This window comes from Oceanobacter mangrovi (assembly GCF_019740315.1).
GTDB lineage: Bacteria > Pseudomonadota > Gammaproteobacteria > Pseudomonadales > Oceanobacteraceae > Oceanobacter > Oceanobacter mangrovi.
In genome coordinates, this window is the sequence record NZ_JAHXZR010000004.1 from 223,720 (window position 1) to 238,049 (window position 14,330).

Consider the following 14,330-nt stretch of genomic DNA (forward strand, 5'->3'; position numbering starts at 1 on the left):
GACTGGCAAGTGTCATGGTTTCGGATCAGTATTGGCTCAAAATTGATCGCATAAAGGGACTTTGCCATGAAAATTCCAACGCTGTTGGTTGTTTCCTCGCTGTTGCTGACGGGCTGTGCGCTGACAGCAACCAAACCTGCATTACCGCCACAAGCATTGGTGGCCGATGCCAACGGCTGTGTTGGCAGCACAGAACTGCCAGCGATGCTGGCGGGCAAACTGACTCCAGCAAGCAACGATGACTTGTTGCAGCAAGCTCTGGGTGAACCCGGTAAGGGCGGTTTGTGCAAGGCGGCGGTGTATCAGGTAACCGAAGCTTTCACACTCTATCGAGCCTGGAACAGCACCTATAGCGGCAGTCGTTTAGGCAGCTGGTGGGCATACCAACAACCCGCCGGGTTGGTGGCAGGGTATCGGGAAAACTACGAGATCTGTTATCAGTGGTCGCCGATCGACAAGCTGGTGCGCTGCACCATCAAGGCTGGTACTCAGGTGGTGATTGGCCCGGGTCAGAGCGCCACTTGTTCGGAATATTTCAGCTACGGCGTGTCGCCCTATCAGCAGGTGTTCCTGACCACCGCCGCAGACGCCATGGTCGATTGTGACGACTTTGACGGCGTGATGTCCTGGCAATAGTCCAAAGCTGGTAAGCCAGATAAACAAAATCCCGCCGTAGCGGGATTTTGTCATTAGCCGTCGTTCAGGACGACCGTCAGCAAAAGGCAGTGGAAATTATCAGCCCGCTGCCAGTTCCCGAATCCGCTGCACCATGGCACGAATGCCGTTGCCACGGGTTGGGCTGAGGTGTTTGATCAGGTCGATCTCGGCGAAATAACCTTCGATATCAAACGCCAGTGCATCGGCGGGTGTCTTGCCGTTGTAGGCGGTCAGGACCATACCCAGCAGACCCTTGACGATCTGGGCGTCGGAATCGGCTTCCAGCACCAGCTTGCCATCGACAATCGTGGAGTCGATCCACACCTGGCTCTGGCAGCCGCGAATCAGATACTGCTCGGTCTTTTTCTCCTCCGGCATCGCAGGCAGTTGTTTGCCCAGGTCGATGATGTACTTGTAGCGTTCTTCCCAGTCGTCGAAAAAACCAAGCGTGTCGAGCACGTCTTCAACGGTGATGTCTGTACCGAATGGGTTGGGCGTCAGCGCCATAACGATTCCTCAGGCCTGTTGAGCCAGTTCTGCATTCAATTTTTCGACGAAGGCGCGGATGCGCAGCGCTGCTTCGCGACATTCATCAACGCTGGCAACCAGCGCCATACGGACCCGGTTGGCCCCCGGATTGACACCGTTGACGGTGCGGGACACATAGGAACCCGGCAGTACGGTGATGTGCTGTTCTTCAAACAGCCGCTGGGCGAACAGGTCGTCGGCGATTGGTGTTTTGGGCCAGAGATAGAAACTGGCGTCGGTCTGTTCGATGTCCATCACTGGCTGCAGGATTTCCAGGAAGGTCTTGAACTTCTCGGTGTACAGACGACGGTTTTCTTCCACATGGGCTTCGTCTTCCCAGGCGGCAATGGCGGCCAGCTGGGTCATGATCGGCTGGGCGCAGCCGTGGTAGGTGCGGTACAGCAGGAAGGGCTTCAGCAGTTTGGCGTCGCCGGCGATAAAGCCGGAACGCAGGCCGGGCAGGTTGGAGCGTTTCGACAGCGAATGGAACACCACACACTTGTCGTAGTCGTCACGGCCCAGTTCGGCACAGGCTTGCAGCAGGCCAACCGGAGCTTCCTTGCCTTCGACCCAGAGTTCGGAATAACACTCGTCGGAGGCAATAATAAAGTTGTACTGGTCCGCCAGCTGGATCAGTTTCTTGTAGTCGTCCAGCGTGAGGGTTGAACCACTAGGGTTACCCGGAGAACAGACAAACAGCAGCTGGCAGTCCTGCCACACGTCTGCGGGTACGGAATCGTAGTCAGCGTTAAACCCGGTTGCTTCCAGACATGGCAGGAAGTACGGCGTGGCACCGGCCAGATAGGCCGCACCTTCATAGATCTGATAGAAAGGGTTTGGGCTCAGTACCAGCGGGTTGCTGGCGCTGCGGTCAACAGCGGCCTGGGCAAAGGCAAAAATCGCTTCGCGGGTGCCGTTTACCGGAATCACCTGACTGACCGGATCAATCTTGTTGAGCTTGAAACGACGCTGCAACCAGTTGCCACAGGCGGCGCTCAGTTCAGGCAAACCCTTGGTCGATGGATAGTTTTCCAGCGTCTGGATATTGTCGATCATGGCCTGCTGAACAAACGCCGGGGACGGGTGCTTGGGTTCACCAATCGACAGCGAAATATGTTCCAGTGCGGCGTTGGGCGTTACCGCCGATTTGAGTTTGGCGAGCTTTTCAAACGGGTAGGGTTGCAGCTTGGTCAGATCGGGATTCATGTCACACCAGTCAACGGGTCAGTCGGGGCTGAATTGAAATCGCCCATGGAGTTTGCGGCGATTATAACCACTGGGGCGACAAAGTTCAGAGGATTCTGACAATTGATGTGTTGCTCGCGGCTTTCAACAGTACAAATAGCGCACTGAATCGCTGTGACCAAGCAGATCGATGATAGCAGAAACAAACAGGCCACCGCGAGGGTGGCCTGTCATAAGAATTGGCTCAAGGCGCAGATTATTCTGCCTCGATACCAACAACCAGCCAGGGTGCGTTGTCGACGGACATATCACGCTCCAGGTGCCAGGTATCAAAAATACCGTCTTCAGAGCCATCACCCAGATCACGGGCGCGACCGCGGAACAGCACACTGATCTGACGAATGGAACCAACCTGATCGGCACGAACAATGTCGGCAGCCAGATCCAGTACTTCGGTTTTTGGGGGCGCATCGTTCATTGCCTGACGCTGTTCTGCCAGCGCAGTGTAGAGTTCTGGCGCAACGTATTCGCGGATAGTCTCCAGATCACCGTCGTTCCAGGCCTGTTGCACCTTGCGGTAGTGATCCAGCGCGCCACCGATAAAGGCGATCTGATCAAAGTCAGCAGGCAGGTTCATTGGCGTGCCGCTGTTGCCGGGAGACATCATGCTGCTGACATCTACGCGGTTGCTCGGCTCGGACATAAAGTCCTGACGCTGCTGTGGCTGTTGCTGGAATGGCGACTGGCCTTGACCGGCAGCCTGATAGTGCTGCTGTTGTGGGGCCGGACGCGAGCGCCGTAACAGTTTGAAAATGACAAAACCGACCAGCGCCAGTAACAGGATATCCATGAGCTGGATACCGTCGAAGGCACCGCTGCCAAGCAGGTAAGCGAACAGGCCACCGGCCAGCAAGCCGCCGAGCAAACCACCCATCAGACCTTTGCTGGCTGACTTGGCAGGTTGCTGTTGCAGATTGTTCTGGGTGTTGTCCTGACGTGAAGCCGGTTGGCTTTTTTGCTGGGTGGGAGCTGTTGAAAAGCTCTTGCCAAAACCGCCGCTGCCGAATCGTTTGGCCGCTTCAGCGGGTTGTACCATTGCCAGCACCAGAAACAGGGCAGCAACTACCGACAAGAAGGATTTCATTCATACCTCTGAAAGTGACGAAGATTAGTCTTCGACAGGATTGTGTCGTATGAATTCCCAAATGTCAGCATTGACATAACCTGACATTTTGGCGGGATTCTATCCTGCAGTCAGCCAACAGCCATCTGGTTAATGCTCAGATGGCTGTTGGCTGTGGATTTTTGCGGAAGACGTTTTTGGTGCCCGGAGCTGTTCTCAGAAGAACAGCCAGGCGTAGAAGGTCAGGAAGATAATGCACACCAGGTTGAGCCACAGACCAATTTTCATCATGTCTTTCTGCGGCACAAAACCGGTACCAAACACAATGGCGTTTGGTGGTGTAGCCACCGGTAGCATAAAGGCACAGGAGGCGGAAACGGCAATCATGGTGCTGAGAATCACCGGGTTCACGCCCAGTGCTTCGGCGATACCGGCGAATACCGGTACCAGCAAGGCAGCACTGGCTGTGTTACTGGCAAACTCGGTCAGGAACACCACAAAGGTAATAATACCTGCCAGGGTGATCAGGCCACCGGCACCGTTGAGCATGTCGCCGATGGTCTGGGCCAGGAACACGCTGGTACCGGTGGTTTTCAGGACGGCACTCAGCGTCAGACCGCCACCGAACAGCAGCAGCACACCCCAGTCAGCGGTCTTTTCAATATCTTTCCATTGCACCACGCGGGTAACGCCCAGCGCCAGCAAGGCCAACATGGCAATCACGGTATCGAACTTCGGAATGCCGCCCAGCATCTTGTTGATCGGGCTGCTGAAAATCCACAGCACGACGGTGATCAGGAAAATGGTCAGGGTCAAAATGCGGCTGTGAGTCCATTCCAGTGGCTCATGGTCGATTTCAAAGGTGTGTTTCAGGTCTGGCTTGGTTAGCACGTACAGCAGCACCACAGTAACCGGCAGCAGAATCAGCGAGATAGGCATCGCCATTTGCATCCAGTCGGCGAAGGTCAGCTTGGCTTCGGCGGCGGCAATGGCGTTTGGAGGGCTGCCAACCAGAGTGGCGATACCGCCAATGCTGGCGCAGTAGGCAATACCCAGCAGCACGAACAGATAAGTGCCGTGCTCTTTTTCGTTGTTGACCTTGGCAATCAGACCCATCGCCAGCGGCAGCATCATAGCCGCAGTTGCCGTGTTACTGATCCACATGGACAGGCCGGCAGTTACCGCAAATATCATCAGCACGGCGACGGACATTTTGCCGCGTGCGATGACCATTACCTTATCGGCAATTGCCTGATCCAGTTTCTGGACCCGCAGCGCAGCTGCCAGAGCAAAACCCCCGAGGAACAGGAAAATAATCGGGTTGGCAAAGTTACCCAGCGCCTTGGTGGTATCAAATACCCCCAGAAAAACCGCCAGCAGCGGCACCATCAGGGCGGTAATGGAAACGTGAACGGCTTCGGTCAGCCACAGCACGGCGCAGAACACCAGAATGCTCAGACCAACCACCACATTGTGCTCGTAGGGCAGGGTGTTCAGCAGTACTTGCAGCAGAATCACGTTGGCAATGAAGATGATACTGTTGCGGTTCCACAGCCAGTGCTGGAACGCTTTTACGACGGCAATCATTATTATTAATCCTCTCGTGTGTCAGCCAGAGCTGAGGGCTGATCGCAGCGCGCCATGGTAGCGCCGCCTCCGTACCTTGTCATTTTGGCTTGATAAAGCCGTTGACATTTTTCATGTGTCGAAATCCACCCAAAACATCGTTCAGATGTCTGGCTGTGTTACCTGCAAACTCTGTGGAAGTGCAAAGTTTTCAAATACTCTTGATTGTGAGAATTATTATCATTTATATTTTTGACGGCAAGCAGCCTCCAAGGGGTCATTTTTAAGTAACTCGTGGCAGTCGTTCCACTGTTTGCCGATCGGTCGAGCGGTATTTATTGATCAGGCCCCATTCATGGGTAAAGGACGATAATTACTACATTGTTGTTTGTAGTGGGACAGACTGATCTGATTTTGCTGTTAGACCTTTGGAGTGGACTTGCCTGGAGTCAATTTTTCCAGTCAGCAGGCCCACTGTCTTGTTCAGTGTGTCAGAGATATTCAATAACGCCCAATAAGGTCGCTCACCCGGCCCATTGGGTTACAAAACGCCAGCCCTAGGTGTTTCTGCAAGGCGAGAAACGTGGAAAGCACGGCAACGGGCCAGGGAACCGGTAATCGAGCGGAATCATGAAAGTAATCTTGTTAGCAAGTCTGACGGCGGCCGCCGCCGCGATGTTTTATCTGACGCTGGCGAACCAGCGCTGGCTGTCAGCACCTCTGGCTGGTCGTTGGCGGTCGCTGGCGCAAGCCGTTTTGCTGCTGTTGCTGGTGGCTTGGGTATGGCTGATGGAGCCATTGGCTGCGGTACTGAGCTGGCTGGTGGTGTTGATGCTGGTGGTTGGACTGCTGCCTGCGCTGACCCTGTTGAAAGCTGTCCCTCAGCAAACTGCACCAAGGCGACAGAGAGGTGAACAGGGATGAGCGCATCCAAAAGCCAATTTCGTAATGACTGGTGGCTGAAAAGTCTGGTCGCCATCGTCCCCGGCTTTGTACTGGCACTCGGGCTGGCTGGCCTGTTTGCCTGGTGGGGACCGGGCGGTATCGATGCCAACAACAAGGTGCAGTTCAACATGTGGCTGATCGCCATTCTCTGGCTGCTGATTATTAATCTGGTGTTCCCGCTGCGCAGTGGCTGGCGAGCGCTGCAGTGGATTGGCGGGCTGGCGATTGTGAGTCAGGGCCTGTTGTATCTGGCACGGACAGGAGGTGCGGCATGAGTGCCGGAGTAAATGGCGTAACCACAAAAACGCGCAACGGTATCAAGGTCCGCGGCGAGTTGCTGAAAATGTACAAAAGCCTGCATACCTGGGTGGGCATTTGTTCCGGTCTGCTGTTGTTTATCGGCTTTTTCGCCGGTGCCCTGACCATGTTCGAAGAACCGATCCAGAGCTGGTCTACTCCGCAGCAGCACCAGTTACGGCTGGCGGATCAGCTATCGACTGACGAGCTGGATTTGCTGGTCAGCCAGGTGCTGGCCGAACATCCGGCTGCCCGTCAGGAAATACAGATCAACCTGTCCAGCGATCAACGAATTACCGCGCCGGTAAGCTGGCACGAGGCTGAAGCCGACCATCATGCACTCGACCTTGATGGTCATGAGCGCCAGGCCAGCCTGAGTGAATCCGGTGAGCTGGTGGTACGTGACTATGCGCCGGGTCAGCTGGCAGAGCTGATTGACCAACTCCATCGCAGCGCTGGTATTCCCGGTGAAATTGGCCACGATATTCTGGGCGTCTATCTGATGGGCGTCGCGGCTTTCCTTTACAGCATTGCGTTGGTCTCCGGGCTGGTGCTGATTCTGCCAACCATTATTCGTGATTTTGTCACCCTGCGGCCGGAGAAAAGCCGTAAGCGTTTCTGGCTTGATGCCCACAATCTGATAGGCCTGACCAGCCTGCCATTCCATATCGTGATTGCCTTCAGCGTGGTGGTGTTTGCCTTTCACGACCAGTTCTACGGAGCCCTGAGTAAAACGGTTTATGGCGAGCAGCCGATGTTTGGAGGCCGTGGCGGCCAGCCGCCGGTGGTGCATCAGATTGAACAGCTGCCGCCGCTGTCTGAGCTGGTTGCCAAGGTCAGGCAAGCCGCACCTGAGTTCGATATCAAGGCGATTGAAATGGGCGGGCTGGAAACTCCGCGGGCACGGGTTCGGGTGGCACTGTCCAACCCGGATTATCTCACACGTGGTGCTCGCGAAGCTTATCTGGTGATGAATCCCTATTCGCTGGAAGTGACCAACTGGGATGTACTGCCTGGCCACGAAGACGGTTGGAGCGGTCTGGTGGCTGGCATGTTTGGTATTCACTTTGGCAGTTATGGCGGTTTGCCGATGCAGTGGCTGTATTTCCTGCTGGGCATCAGCGGTGCCTTTGTGTTCTACAGCGGCAACCTGTTGTGGGTTGAAAGCCGCCGCAAGAAGCAACAGCAGCTGGAACAAAATGGCCGTCGGATCAACTCGGTGCGTTTGTTGTCTGGCCTGACGACCGGTGTTTGTCTGGGTGTGATGGCGGCGGTGGCGGTCGCCATGCTGATTGCGCGTTACGCCAGTCTGCATTCGTCGGTTGCGGATACCACCATTAATGGGTTGATAGTGAGTGGTTACTATCTGGTATTTCTGGGCTGGCTGGTATGGGGTCTGTTGGCGAGCTTGTGGGATGAACGTCGCACCGGCCAGCAGATGTTGATGGTTACGGGGCTGGTGGTACTGGTGATTCCGTTAGCAGGGTTGCTGAGTCTGGCATTGGGCTGGAGCCAGCTGTCGTTGACCAGCGTAGGGGTTGAGTTGACAGCCATGGTGATCGGGCTGGGGCTGGTTTACGGCTCACGACGACTGGCTGCCAAAAGCGCAGCCAGGCCACTGGAACTGGCATCGGCATAAGCAGATTCGGAAGCTATGAGTGGTTTAAATCTGATACAAAAAATCTATCTAAGCCAGAGTTAAATAGAATTTCAGTAATCAGGGCGGCAGGACTAATCTGAGCTTGTTGATTGAATACAGCTACCAAATACTCTGTATCAATACTTAAAGGCTATATAAAGTTAGGGAGAGTCCTGTCATGAGCCAATTGTTCCGTTACGTATCTGTCGTATCTCGCAAGCCTGCTGCTGTCTCCGTGGCGGTTTCAACGTCGAAGCCCGCTGCCGATAAGGGCTGCGGTTGCAACTACAAGGACAACTATTACGGCGACCAGGTCTGTCTGGACAAGGCCGCTCGTTAAGGTGTCCGGATGTGGCTGGCAGGTGGTGAACGTGGATCCCCTCTGTATGAATCAGGGGGCAAGCTGGTTCACTAACCTGCACAGGCCCTCATCACCAGGGCTGAATCGGCACCGTCGAAATACTGTTCTTGGGTGATCCATCAACCAGCTTGTCGGAATACACCAGGTACACTAGCGTATTACGCTTCTGATCGAAAAAACGCACCACTTGCATGGTCTTGAATAACAGTGACGTGCTTTTGGTGAAAACCCGTTCGCCATCTTCCAGTGGTTCGAGGAATTTGATCGGGCCGACCTGACGGCAGGCAATCGAAGCATCGGAAGTATCTTCTGCCAGCCCCAGTGTGCCGGAAATCCCTCCTTTTTTCGCCCGGCTCAGGTGGCAGGCCACGCCTTCAACCTTGGGGTCATCAAAGGCTTCAATCACAATGCGGTGGTTCTTGCCGATCAGCTGAAAAGCGGTATCCACTTCACCAACAATTTCAGCCTGTAATGGGCTGATGGCAGCCAGAGTCAGCAGGCTGGCCAGCAGACTTCGACGCAGGGTCATAATCCTGTCCTCATGAAAATCAGCCTGCAGCATAACAAAAGTGGTGGTCGTTCTCTTGATCGACCGACTGTTTAACCTAGCAGCAGATACACCAGCAGCAGCACCAGAACTGCTTCGGCGGCTGCAATGCCTTGCCAAAAGGCCACCGGGTTACGTTCCGCCAGTGGTGGCCGACTGCGACGCAGGAATTCTTCGTTGGGATGGCGCAGATCGTGGACAAATTCAAACAGATCGTCGTAGCGCTGCAGTGGATCAACCGCACAGGCCCGTTGAATCGCGGCATCAACCCAGGCCGGAATTTCTGTTTCCTCATCCTGTAAAATACTGCGGTATTTAAGTTTGCGTTGCGCTGCCGCCGAGTGACAACGGGCGACTTTGGTGCCGTAAGGATACTGACCGGTGAGCATGTAATAGCTCAGCACCGCCAGTGAAAACTGGTCCGACAGAATCGAGCCTCCATAACCGAGGAAATATTCCGGCGCCATATAGAGCGCAGTGCCGGGCAGGCTTTCATCTTGCTGCAGGCCAATTTCATTGAGGCCATAAACCCGGGTCGAGCCGAAGTCGATGATTTTGACAGTACCGGCAGTGTCGATGAGGATATTTTCCGGCTTCAGATCCTGATGCAGCATTTCCATGCGGTGAAACGCCCGCAGCCCCCGGGCCACCTGTTCAATGATAGTACGGACCGTTTCCAGCGATGGTTTGGGGTTATCCCGCAACCATTGCTCCAGCGTTTGGCCTTCGACGTATTCCATGGTGGTGTAGAGAAAATTACGTGGCCGGGTGTTGCTCAGCGGCTGCAAAACATGAGCGCTGGTAATCCGCCGGGCGATCCATTCTTCCATCAGGAAACGGTCGAGGTAGTCAGGGTCACCCTGTAATTCACCGGACGGTACTTTTAACGCCAGCTGCTGGCCGCTGGCGATATCTTCTGCCAGCCAGACGTGGCTGCGACTGGAAATATGCAGGTTTCGCAGAATCCGGTAGCCATCGAACTCCATCCGGGCGTCCAGCTCTGGGGGTAACGGCAGTTGCTTCCATTCCGCCACCGGGCTGCTGCCAGCGTCATCTGGCAGCTGCTGCACCATCACAATCTGGATGGTGAGATTATCTGCGCTGCCATGGGCTAGAGCGGTTTCGGTGATCAGCCGGGCAGCTTCATCAAGGTTATCCGGATGCTGCTGAATGGTTTGCCAGATGCGCTCACCACTGACGTATTCATAAACGCCGTCGGTGGCCAGCAAATAAATATCACCGGCTTGCAGCGGCTGGGCCTGATAGTCGATTTCGGCCACCGGTTTCATGCCCATGGCATTGGCCAGATAACTCTGGCTGGCGGATTCAACAATGCGGTGATCAATGGTCAGCTGTTCAGCCTGACCGTTACGCAAGCGGTAAATACGGCTGTCGCCCAGATGGAACAGGTGGGCGGTATGGTGGCGCAGGATCAAGGCGCTGAGGGTGCAGACATAGCCGCGGTTGAAATCATGACTGAACGGGCTTTGCAGGGTCTGGGCGTAGAGCCAGCCGTTAATCGCTGCCAGCACCTGTTCGGCGGATTTCCGCACGGTCCAGCTTTCCGAGGTGCAGTAGTAGTCCTGCAACAGACCGGTGACGGCGTTTTCGGAGGCGATATGGCTGACGTCACTGCTGCTGATGCCGTCGGCGACGGCAAAGGCAATGCCTTTCAGCTGCTGTTGCTGGCCTTGCGGCTGCATGCAGCCATGAAAATCCTGATTCAGTAATTTGCGGCCCTTGCTGCTGAACTGGCCAAAGGCAACTTGCAGATCCTGCGACATCGCTGACTCCTGCGGTCGGTAGAGTTACCGGCGGCGCTGCGATAAAGAGAAATAGAAAAGCCCCCGCATTGCGGGGGCTTGGGTTTAGCTTCGAGCAGCGATTATTTATCAGGCTTTCTTGGCGGGAGCAACCATGCTGTTACCTGGGCCACCAACGATCTGGCGCTTGGCGCTCTGACGTACGTGAGTGAAGTAGAGTGGCAGACCGACCAGGAAGAAACCACCAAACAGGTTACCCAGCGCAGTCGGGATTTCGTTCCAGATCAGGTACTGCATGAAGGTGAAGTCACCGCCCATGATCATGGAGAACGGGAACAGGAACATGTTTACGATGGAGTGCTCGAAGCCCATGAAGAAGAACAGCATGATCGGCATCCACATGGCAGCCATTTTACCGGTCGCAGAGGTCGAGATCATGGCACCAACCACACCCATGGACACCATCCAGTTGCACAGCATGCCGCGGATGAAAATGGTGAACCAGCCTTCGGTGCCGTAAGCGGAATAACCCAGTGTACGGGCCTCACCAATGTGGGCGACCTTGGCAGCGATGTCACCGCCGTCGGTGTTGTAACCGTAGGTGAGGATAAAGGACATCATAAAGGCAACGGTCAGGGCACCGGCAAAGTTACCGATAAACACCAGCCCCCAGTTACGCAGCAGTTGCTGCAGGTTGCAGCCAGGGCGCTTGTCGATCAGTGACAGTGGTACCAGGGTAAACACGCCGGTCAGCAGGTCGAACTTCATCAGGTACAGCATGATAAAACCAACCGGGAACAGGCACGCGCCCAGAATCGGCGAGCCACTTTTCATCGCCACGGTAATGGCGAACACGGCCGCCAACGCCAGAATGGCACCGGCCATAAAGGCCCGGATCAGGGTATCGCGCGTCGACATATAAATCTTTTCAGCGCCAGCATCGACCATCTTGGTCACAAACTCGGAGGGGGCAAGATAAGACATCGTCAGATCCTCTTCATACTCAGATTTGCCCGAAGGCATTTGTAGTTGATTACTGTGCTCAGTGGCTGCGGCGGACGAATCCCCGACAACAAGCCAAAAAAAACGGCGTCCGTGAAATCAACCTGGGTTGATTGCACTGGACGCCGTTATCCAAAGTTCTTGAGCTGTTCTGGAGTTCAGGCCGCCGTTGGCCTGAATAATCTACATAAAGCAGAAGCTGTGCCAAAAAATATACAGAGCATGGCAAAAATGGCTGAAGCCACAAAAATGGCGGCTTTCAGCCAGATATCAGTCACTCATTGATCGTCGGATGGCACTTTGAAAGAGGGTGATGGCTGAAAAATACGCGCCATCGCTGGGCGTTGTTCAAACCGTGTGCCTCACTTTGAAGCGGCAGATCCCGGCATCAGCAGCTCTGCCACGCTGACGATATTGGCGGCCACTTCAACAATGCGTTTGTTGTTATCCATCGCTGCCTGACGGATCTGTTTATAGGCTTCTTCTTCCTTGATGCCCTGATTCTGCATCAGCAGACCCTTGGCTTTTTCAATCAGCTTGCGTTCATCGAGGGCCTGGCGGGCTTCGGTCAGTTCATCACTGATGCGTTGCAGTCGTTCGGCCTGACCTTGCAACAGATCGGAGATAGAGCGTGCCAGCTTGATGTTAACACCGGGCATTACATTGACCGCCGGGCCAGTCGCATCCGGCAAGCCGGATACCGGCGACATCGGCGGCGCTTCAACACTGGCGAGCTCCTTCAGATGTTCGCTGTGCAGTCGCAGATCTTCTTCGGCCTGATCAATCTTGCCCTGACACAGTTGCAGCAGATCACCCGCCAGCTGATGTTCCAGCTGCTGCATATGGTCGATACGCTGGGTCGCCACCGCATACCAGACTTCGCTAATGGCGGTCGGCAAGGTGTCACCACGGCGGTAGCGGGTGATCATCTGGCGCATCTTTTCCAGCTCGGTGGCGCTCTGGTCGGATTCCAGCTGACGCCACTGGGCGCCCTGAATAGTCTGGGAAAACTCGCTGAAAATGTCGAAGCAGCGCTGCTGGGCGTCCTGCAGGCTGCGCAGGTGCTCCTGCTGGGCGTTGCTGAATTCACCGGCAGCAAAGCCGATCACACCACGGGCGCGTTCCTGACCGGCGTATTCCTTACCCTGCATAAAGTTGAACATGGCGACCAGCGCGCGGGTGATATCCGGGTCGCTGGATACGTCGGCTGCTTCAAACACCACCGTCAGCAGTCCGGCGATCAAGCGGTTAAAGGCACTGGTGCAATCCAGCGCACTGATTTGCTGGGTCGAGATCAGCGCCCGCAGCGCAGGCAATTCATCCAGACAATGCAGCACAAACGCCAGACTGCTGAAAACCCGCGCCGAACTGGGGTCGGATGAATTGATGTCGAGCTGGTTGAGCGCATCACGAAAGCTCTGTTCGGCCACCGCTGTAGCTTTCAGTTCGTCGTTGCGCTGTTGTTCAAAGCGTTCGCCGTGGGAAACCAGAAAGGTGTTGGATATTCCGCGCTCGCGTTGCAGCTCGTGCGTCAGATTGGTAACCCGGGTGACCAGTGCACAGCTCACCAGCAATTGTTTCAGTGCGCTGATTTCCGCGCGTTTGGCCGCTAACAAAAAATCTTCGGTGGTCAGAACCTGGGTCATGGGAATCTCGTTACAAACGCTGGAGTAGAGAGAATAGCAATGGATGTACCAGTCCTGAAACCGGGCTGGCTTAACTCTGAGCTATTAAAGACAGGCTCTGCCGCTTGTAAGAGCCGGAACAGCCGCTATAGACTGCCATTCTATTCGGATATTTGGGGAGCGCCATGGTTCGCGCTGTAGATGTGTCGTACAAATTGCTGCAACTGGCCAGCGAACGGGGTTTGCAGTTGTCCAATTTGCAGCTGCAAAAACTGCTTTATATCGCCCACGGCTATTTGCTGGCATGGAAAAATAAACCCATGTTTGACGACGATATCAGCGCCTGGAAATATGGCCCGGTGATTCATGGCGTATATGAACAGTTTCGCGAATACGGTGCCAGCAAGATTCCGGTTGGCGAGATCGAAAGCGGTATCGACGATGCCGAAGTGCTGCAAGCTCTGGAAGGAACCCTCAATCTTTATGGCGATCGTGATGCCATGGATCTGGTTAACCTCACCCATCAGCCCAATACACCCTGGTATCAGATCTACGAAGTACAGGACGGCAAACGCGACCAGTTCGCCCGTATCCCCAACGACATGATCAAAGACCACTACCGCAAGGTGATCAGCAGCCCCGACAGCGTGGCCGGACTCTGACAAGGAAGCACCGCAACATGGATCCGTTTGCCAAAGCCGTACCCAACCGGCCCAAAACCGTACGGGAGACCGAAGCTGAGGTGGTCAACACCCTCGACAAGGCTGAACGCCACGCCAAAATTGACCACCGCCAGGCACTAACCGGCGACGTGCGCGCTAACACCAACCTCAAGATTGGCCTTTCCGCTTTCCTTTGCGTGTTAATCAGCGGCTGGTTTATTGGCCTGTTCTGGTTGATCGGTGATTATTTCCGCCAGATGGCAACGCTGGGAATTGAAATACCCTCCAGCGTCATGCTGGCACTGATTGGTGCTGGCTCCGGCGTGATTGGTTTGATGGGGTATATTCTGAAAGGCGTGTTTAAAAGCAACTGACGGGAATAATGGAACTGGCCAGGCCGCCTTCCTGAACGTGATTCAGGATCCATGCA

Annotated in this window: 16 protein-coding genes; 8 read left to right on the forward strand and 8 right to left on the reverse strand. The window is 55.0% G+C overall.

The window, feature by feature from the left end; translation table 11 throughout:
• Positions 1 to 66 precede the first annotated feature (66 nt).
• The gene (locus K6123_RS10610; RefSeq protein ID WP_221797475.1) at positions 67 to 636 is read left to right on the forward strand and encodes a hypothetical protein; all 570 of its coding nucleotides are present in this window, start codon (positions 67 to 69) and stop codon (positions 634 to 636) included.
• 99 nt (positions 637 to 735) lie between these two features.
• On the opposite strand, the gene K6123_RS10615 is transcribed toward K6123_RS10610, so the two are convergent.
• From K6123_RS10615 to K6123_RS10630, 4 genes are all read right to left on the reverse strand, one after another.
• Positions 736 to 1,164: a SufE family protein gene (locus K6123_RS10615; protein WP_221797476.1), complete on the reverse strand. Its 429-nt coding sequence runs from the start codon at positions 1,162 to 1,164 to the stop codon at positions 736 to 738.
• A 9-nt stretch (positions 1,165 to 1,173) separates the two neighbouring features.
• Positions 1,174 to 2,391, reverse strand: a complete 1,218-nt coding sequence (dapC, locus tag K6123_RS10620) for a succinyldiaminopimelate transaminase (protein WP_221797478.1) — start codon at positions 2,389 to 2,391, stop codon at positions 1,174 to 1,176.
• A 235-nt stretch (positions 2,392 to 2,626) separates the two neighbouring features.
• Positions 2,627 to 3,514, reverse strand: a complete 888-nt coding sequence (locus K6123_RS10625) for a Tim44 domain-containing protein (protein WP_221797480.1) — start codon at positions 3,512 to 3,514, stop codon at positions 2,627 to 2,629.
• Positions 3,515 to 3,709: 195 nt separating this feature from the next.
• Positions 3,710 to 5,080 (reverse strand): SLC13 family permease, encoded by a 1,371-nt coding sequence (locus K6123_RS10630; protein ID WP_221797483.1) that lies wholly within the window; start codon positions 5,078 to 5,080, stop codon positions 3,710 to 3,712.
• Positions 5,081 to 5,689: 609 nt separating this feature from the next.
• Here K6123_RS10630 and K6123_RS10635 point away from each other — a divergent pair.
• From K6123_RS10635 to K6123_RS10650, 4 genes are all read left to right on the forward strand, one after another.
• Positions 5,690 to 5,983, forward strand: coding sequence for a hypothetical protein (locus K6123_RS10635; RefSeq protein WP_221797485.1), 294 nt, complete (start codon positions 5,690 to 5,692; stop codon positions 5,981 to 5,983).
• Positions 5,980 to 6,279: a hypothetical protein gene (locus tag K6123_RS10640; protein ID WP_221797489.1), complete on the forward strand. Its 300-nt coding sequence runs from the start codon at positions 5,980 to 5,982 to the stop codon at positions 6,277 to 6,279. The genes K6123_RS10635 and K6123_RS10640 overlap by 4 nt, the downstream gene beginning before the upstream one ends.
• Positions 6,276 to 7,940 (forward strand): PepSY-associated TM helix domain-containing protein, encoded by a 1,665-nt coding sequence (locus K6123_RS10645; protein WP_221797491.1) that lies wholly within the window; start codon positions 6,276 to 6,278, stop codon positions 7,938 to 7,940. The genes K6123_RS10640 and K6123_RS10645 overlap by 4 nt, the downstream gene beginning before the upstream one ends.
• 178 nt (positions 7,941 to 8,118) lie before the next feature.
• The gene (locus tag K6123_RS10650; protein ID WP_221797493.1) at positions 8,119 to 8,280 is read left to right on the forward strand and encodes a hypothetical protein; all 162 of its coding nucleotides are present in this window, start codon (positions 8,119 to 8,121) and stop codon (positions 8,278 to 8,280) included.
• A 91-nt stretch (positions 8,281 to 8,371) separates the two neighbouring features.
• Here the strand turns inward: K6123_RS10650 and K6123_RS10655 are convergent, their stop codons facing one another.
• From K6123_RS10655 to K6123_RS10665, 3 genes are all read right to left on the reverse strand, one after another.
• Complete coding sequence (locus tag K6123_RS10655) at positions 8,372 to 8,830, reverse strand: CreA family protein (protein ID WP_246624727.1); 459 nt, start codon at positions 8,828 to 8,830, stop codon at positions 8,372 to 8,374.
• A gap of 71 nt (positions 8,831 to 8,901) precedes the next feature.
• Positions 8,902 to 10,632, reverse strand: coding sequence for a bifunctional protein-serine/threonine kinase/phosphatase (locus K6123_RS10660; RefSeq protein ID WP_221797497.1), 1,731 nt, complete (start codon positions 10,630 to 10,632; stop codon positions 8,902 to 8,904).
• 108 nt (positions 10,633 to 10,740) lie between these two features.
• Positions 10,741 to 11,595, reverse strand: a complete 855-nt coding sequence (locus tag K6123_RS10665; protein ID WP_221797499.1) for a formate/nitrite transporter family protein — start codon at positions 11,593 to 11,595, stop codon at positions 10,741 to 10,743.
• Positions 11,596 to 11,640: 45 nt separating this feature from the next.
• Between K6123_RS10665 and K6123_RS10670 the strand changes: the two genes are divergently transcribed.
• The gene (locus tag K6123_RS10670) at positions 11,641 to 11,898 is read left to right on the forward strand and encodes a hypothetical protein (protein WP_221797500.1); all 258 of its coding nucleotides are present in this window, start codon (positions 11,641 to 11,643) and stop codon (positions 11,896 to 11,898) included.
• A gap of 77 nt (positions 11,899 to 11,975) precedes the next feature.
• On the opposite strand, the gene K6123_RS10675 is transcribed toward K6123_RS10670, so the two are convergent.
• Positions 11,976 to 13,259 carry a nitrate regulatory protein gene (locus K6123_RS10675; protein WP_221797503.1) on the reverse strand — a complete coding sequence of 428 codons (1,284 nt, stop codon included), beginning with the start codon at positions 13,257 to 13,259 and terminating at the stop codon, positions 11,976 to 11,978.
• Positions 13,260 to 13,423: 164 nt separating this feature from the next.
• Here K6123_RS10675 and K6123_RS10680 point away from each other — a divergent pair, with 164 nt between their 5' ends.
• Positions 13,424 to 13,900 carry a Panacea domain-containing protein gene (locus tag K6123_RS10680; protein ID WP_221797505.1) on the forward strand — a complete coding sequence of 159 codons (477 nt, stop codon included), beginning with the start codon at positions 13,424 to 13,426 and terminating at the stop codon, positions 13,898 to 13,900.
• Between the two features lie 17 nt (positions 13,901 to 13,917).
• Positions 13,918 to 14,274, forward strand: a complete 357-nt coding sequence (locus K6123_RS10685) for a hypothetical protein (protein WP_221797507.1) — start codon at positions 13,918 to 13,920, stop codon at positions 14,272 to 14,274.
• Positions 14,275 to 14,330: the final 56 nt, after the last annotated feature.

What these genes read in the sequence shown, in the direction of transcription:
- K6123_RS10675 (WP_221797503.1), bottom strand. Translation starts at nt 13,259, where the DNA reads ATGACCCAGGTTCTGACCACCGAAGATTTTTTGTTAGCGGCCAAACGC.
- K6123_RS10615 (WP_221797476.1), bottom strand. Translation starts at nt 1,164, where the DNA reads ATGGCGCTGACGCCCAACCCATTCGGTACAGACATCACCGTTGAAGAC.
- K6123_RS10630 (WP_221797483.1), bottom strand. Translation starts at nt 5,080, where the DNA reads ATGATTGCCGTCGTAAAAGCGTTCCAGCACTGGCTGTGGAACCGCAAC.
- K6123_RS10635 (WP_221797485.1), top strand. Translation starts at nt 5,690, where the DNA reads ATGAAAGTAATCTTGTTAGCAAGTCTGACGGCGGCCGCCGCCGCGATG.
- K6123_RS10645 (WP_221797491.1), top strand. Translation starts at nt 6,276, where the DNA reads ATGAGTGCCGGAGTAAATGGCGTAACCACAAAAACGCGCAACGGTATC.
- K6123_RS10680 (WP_221797505.1), top strand. Translation starts at nt 13,424, where the DNA reads ATGGTTCGCGCTGTAGATGTGTCGTACAAATTGCTGCAACTGGCCAGC.
- K6123_RS10610 (WP_221797475.1), top strand. Translation starts at nt 67, where the DNA reads ATGAAAATTCCAACGCTGTTGGTTGTTTCCTCGCTGTTGCTGACGGGC.
- K6123_RS10685 (WP_221797507.1), top strand. Translation starts at nt 13,918, where the DNA reads ATGGATCCGTTTGCCAAAGCCGTACCCAACCGGCCCAAAACCGTACGG.
- K6123_RS10650 (WP_221797493.1), top strand. Translation starts at nt 8,119, where the DNA reads ATGAGCCAATTGTTCCGTTACGTATCTGTCGTATCTCGCAAGCCTGCT.
- K6123_RS10660 (WP_221797497.1), bottom strand. Translation starts at nt 10,632, where the DNA reads ATGTCGCAGGATCTGCAAGTTGCCTTTGGCCAGTTCAGCAGCAAGGGC.
- K6123_RS10665 (WP_221797499.1), bottom strand. Translation starts at nt 11,595, where the DNA reads ATGTCTTATCTTGCCCCCTCCGAGTTTGTGACCAAGATGGTCGATGCT.
- dapC (WP_221797478.1), bottom strand. Translation starts at nt 2,391, where the DNA reads ATGAATCCCGATCTGACCAAGCTGCAACCCTACCCGTTTGAAAAGCTC.
- K6123_RS10655 (WP_246624727.1), bottom strand. Translation starts at nt 8,830, where the DNA reads ATGACCCTGCGTCGAAGTCTGCTGGCCAGCCTGCTGACTCTGGCTGCC.
- K6123_RS10625 (WP_221797480.1), bottom strand. Translation starts at nt 3,514, where the DNA reads ATGAAATCCTTCTTGTCGGTAGTTGCTGCCCTGTTTCTGGTGCTGGCA.
- K6123_RS10640 (WP_221797489.1), top strand. Translation starts at nt 5,980, where the DNA reads ATGAGCGCATCCAAAAGCCAATTTCGTAATGACTGGTGGCTGAAAAGT.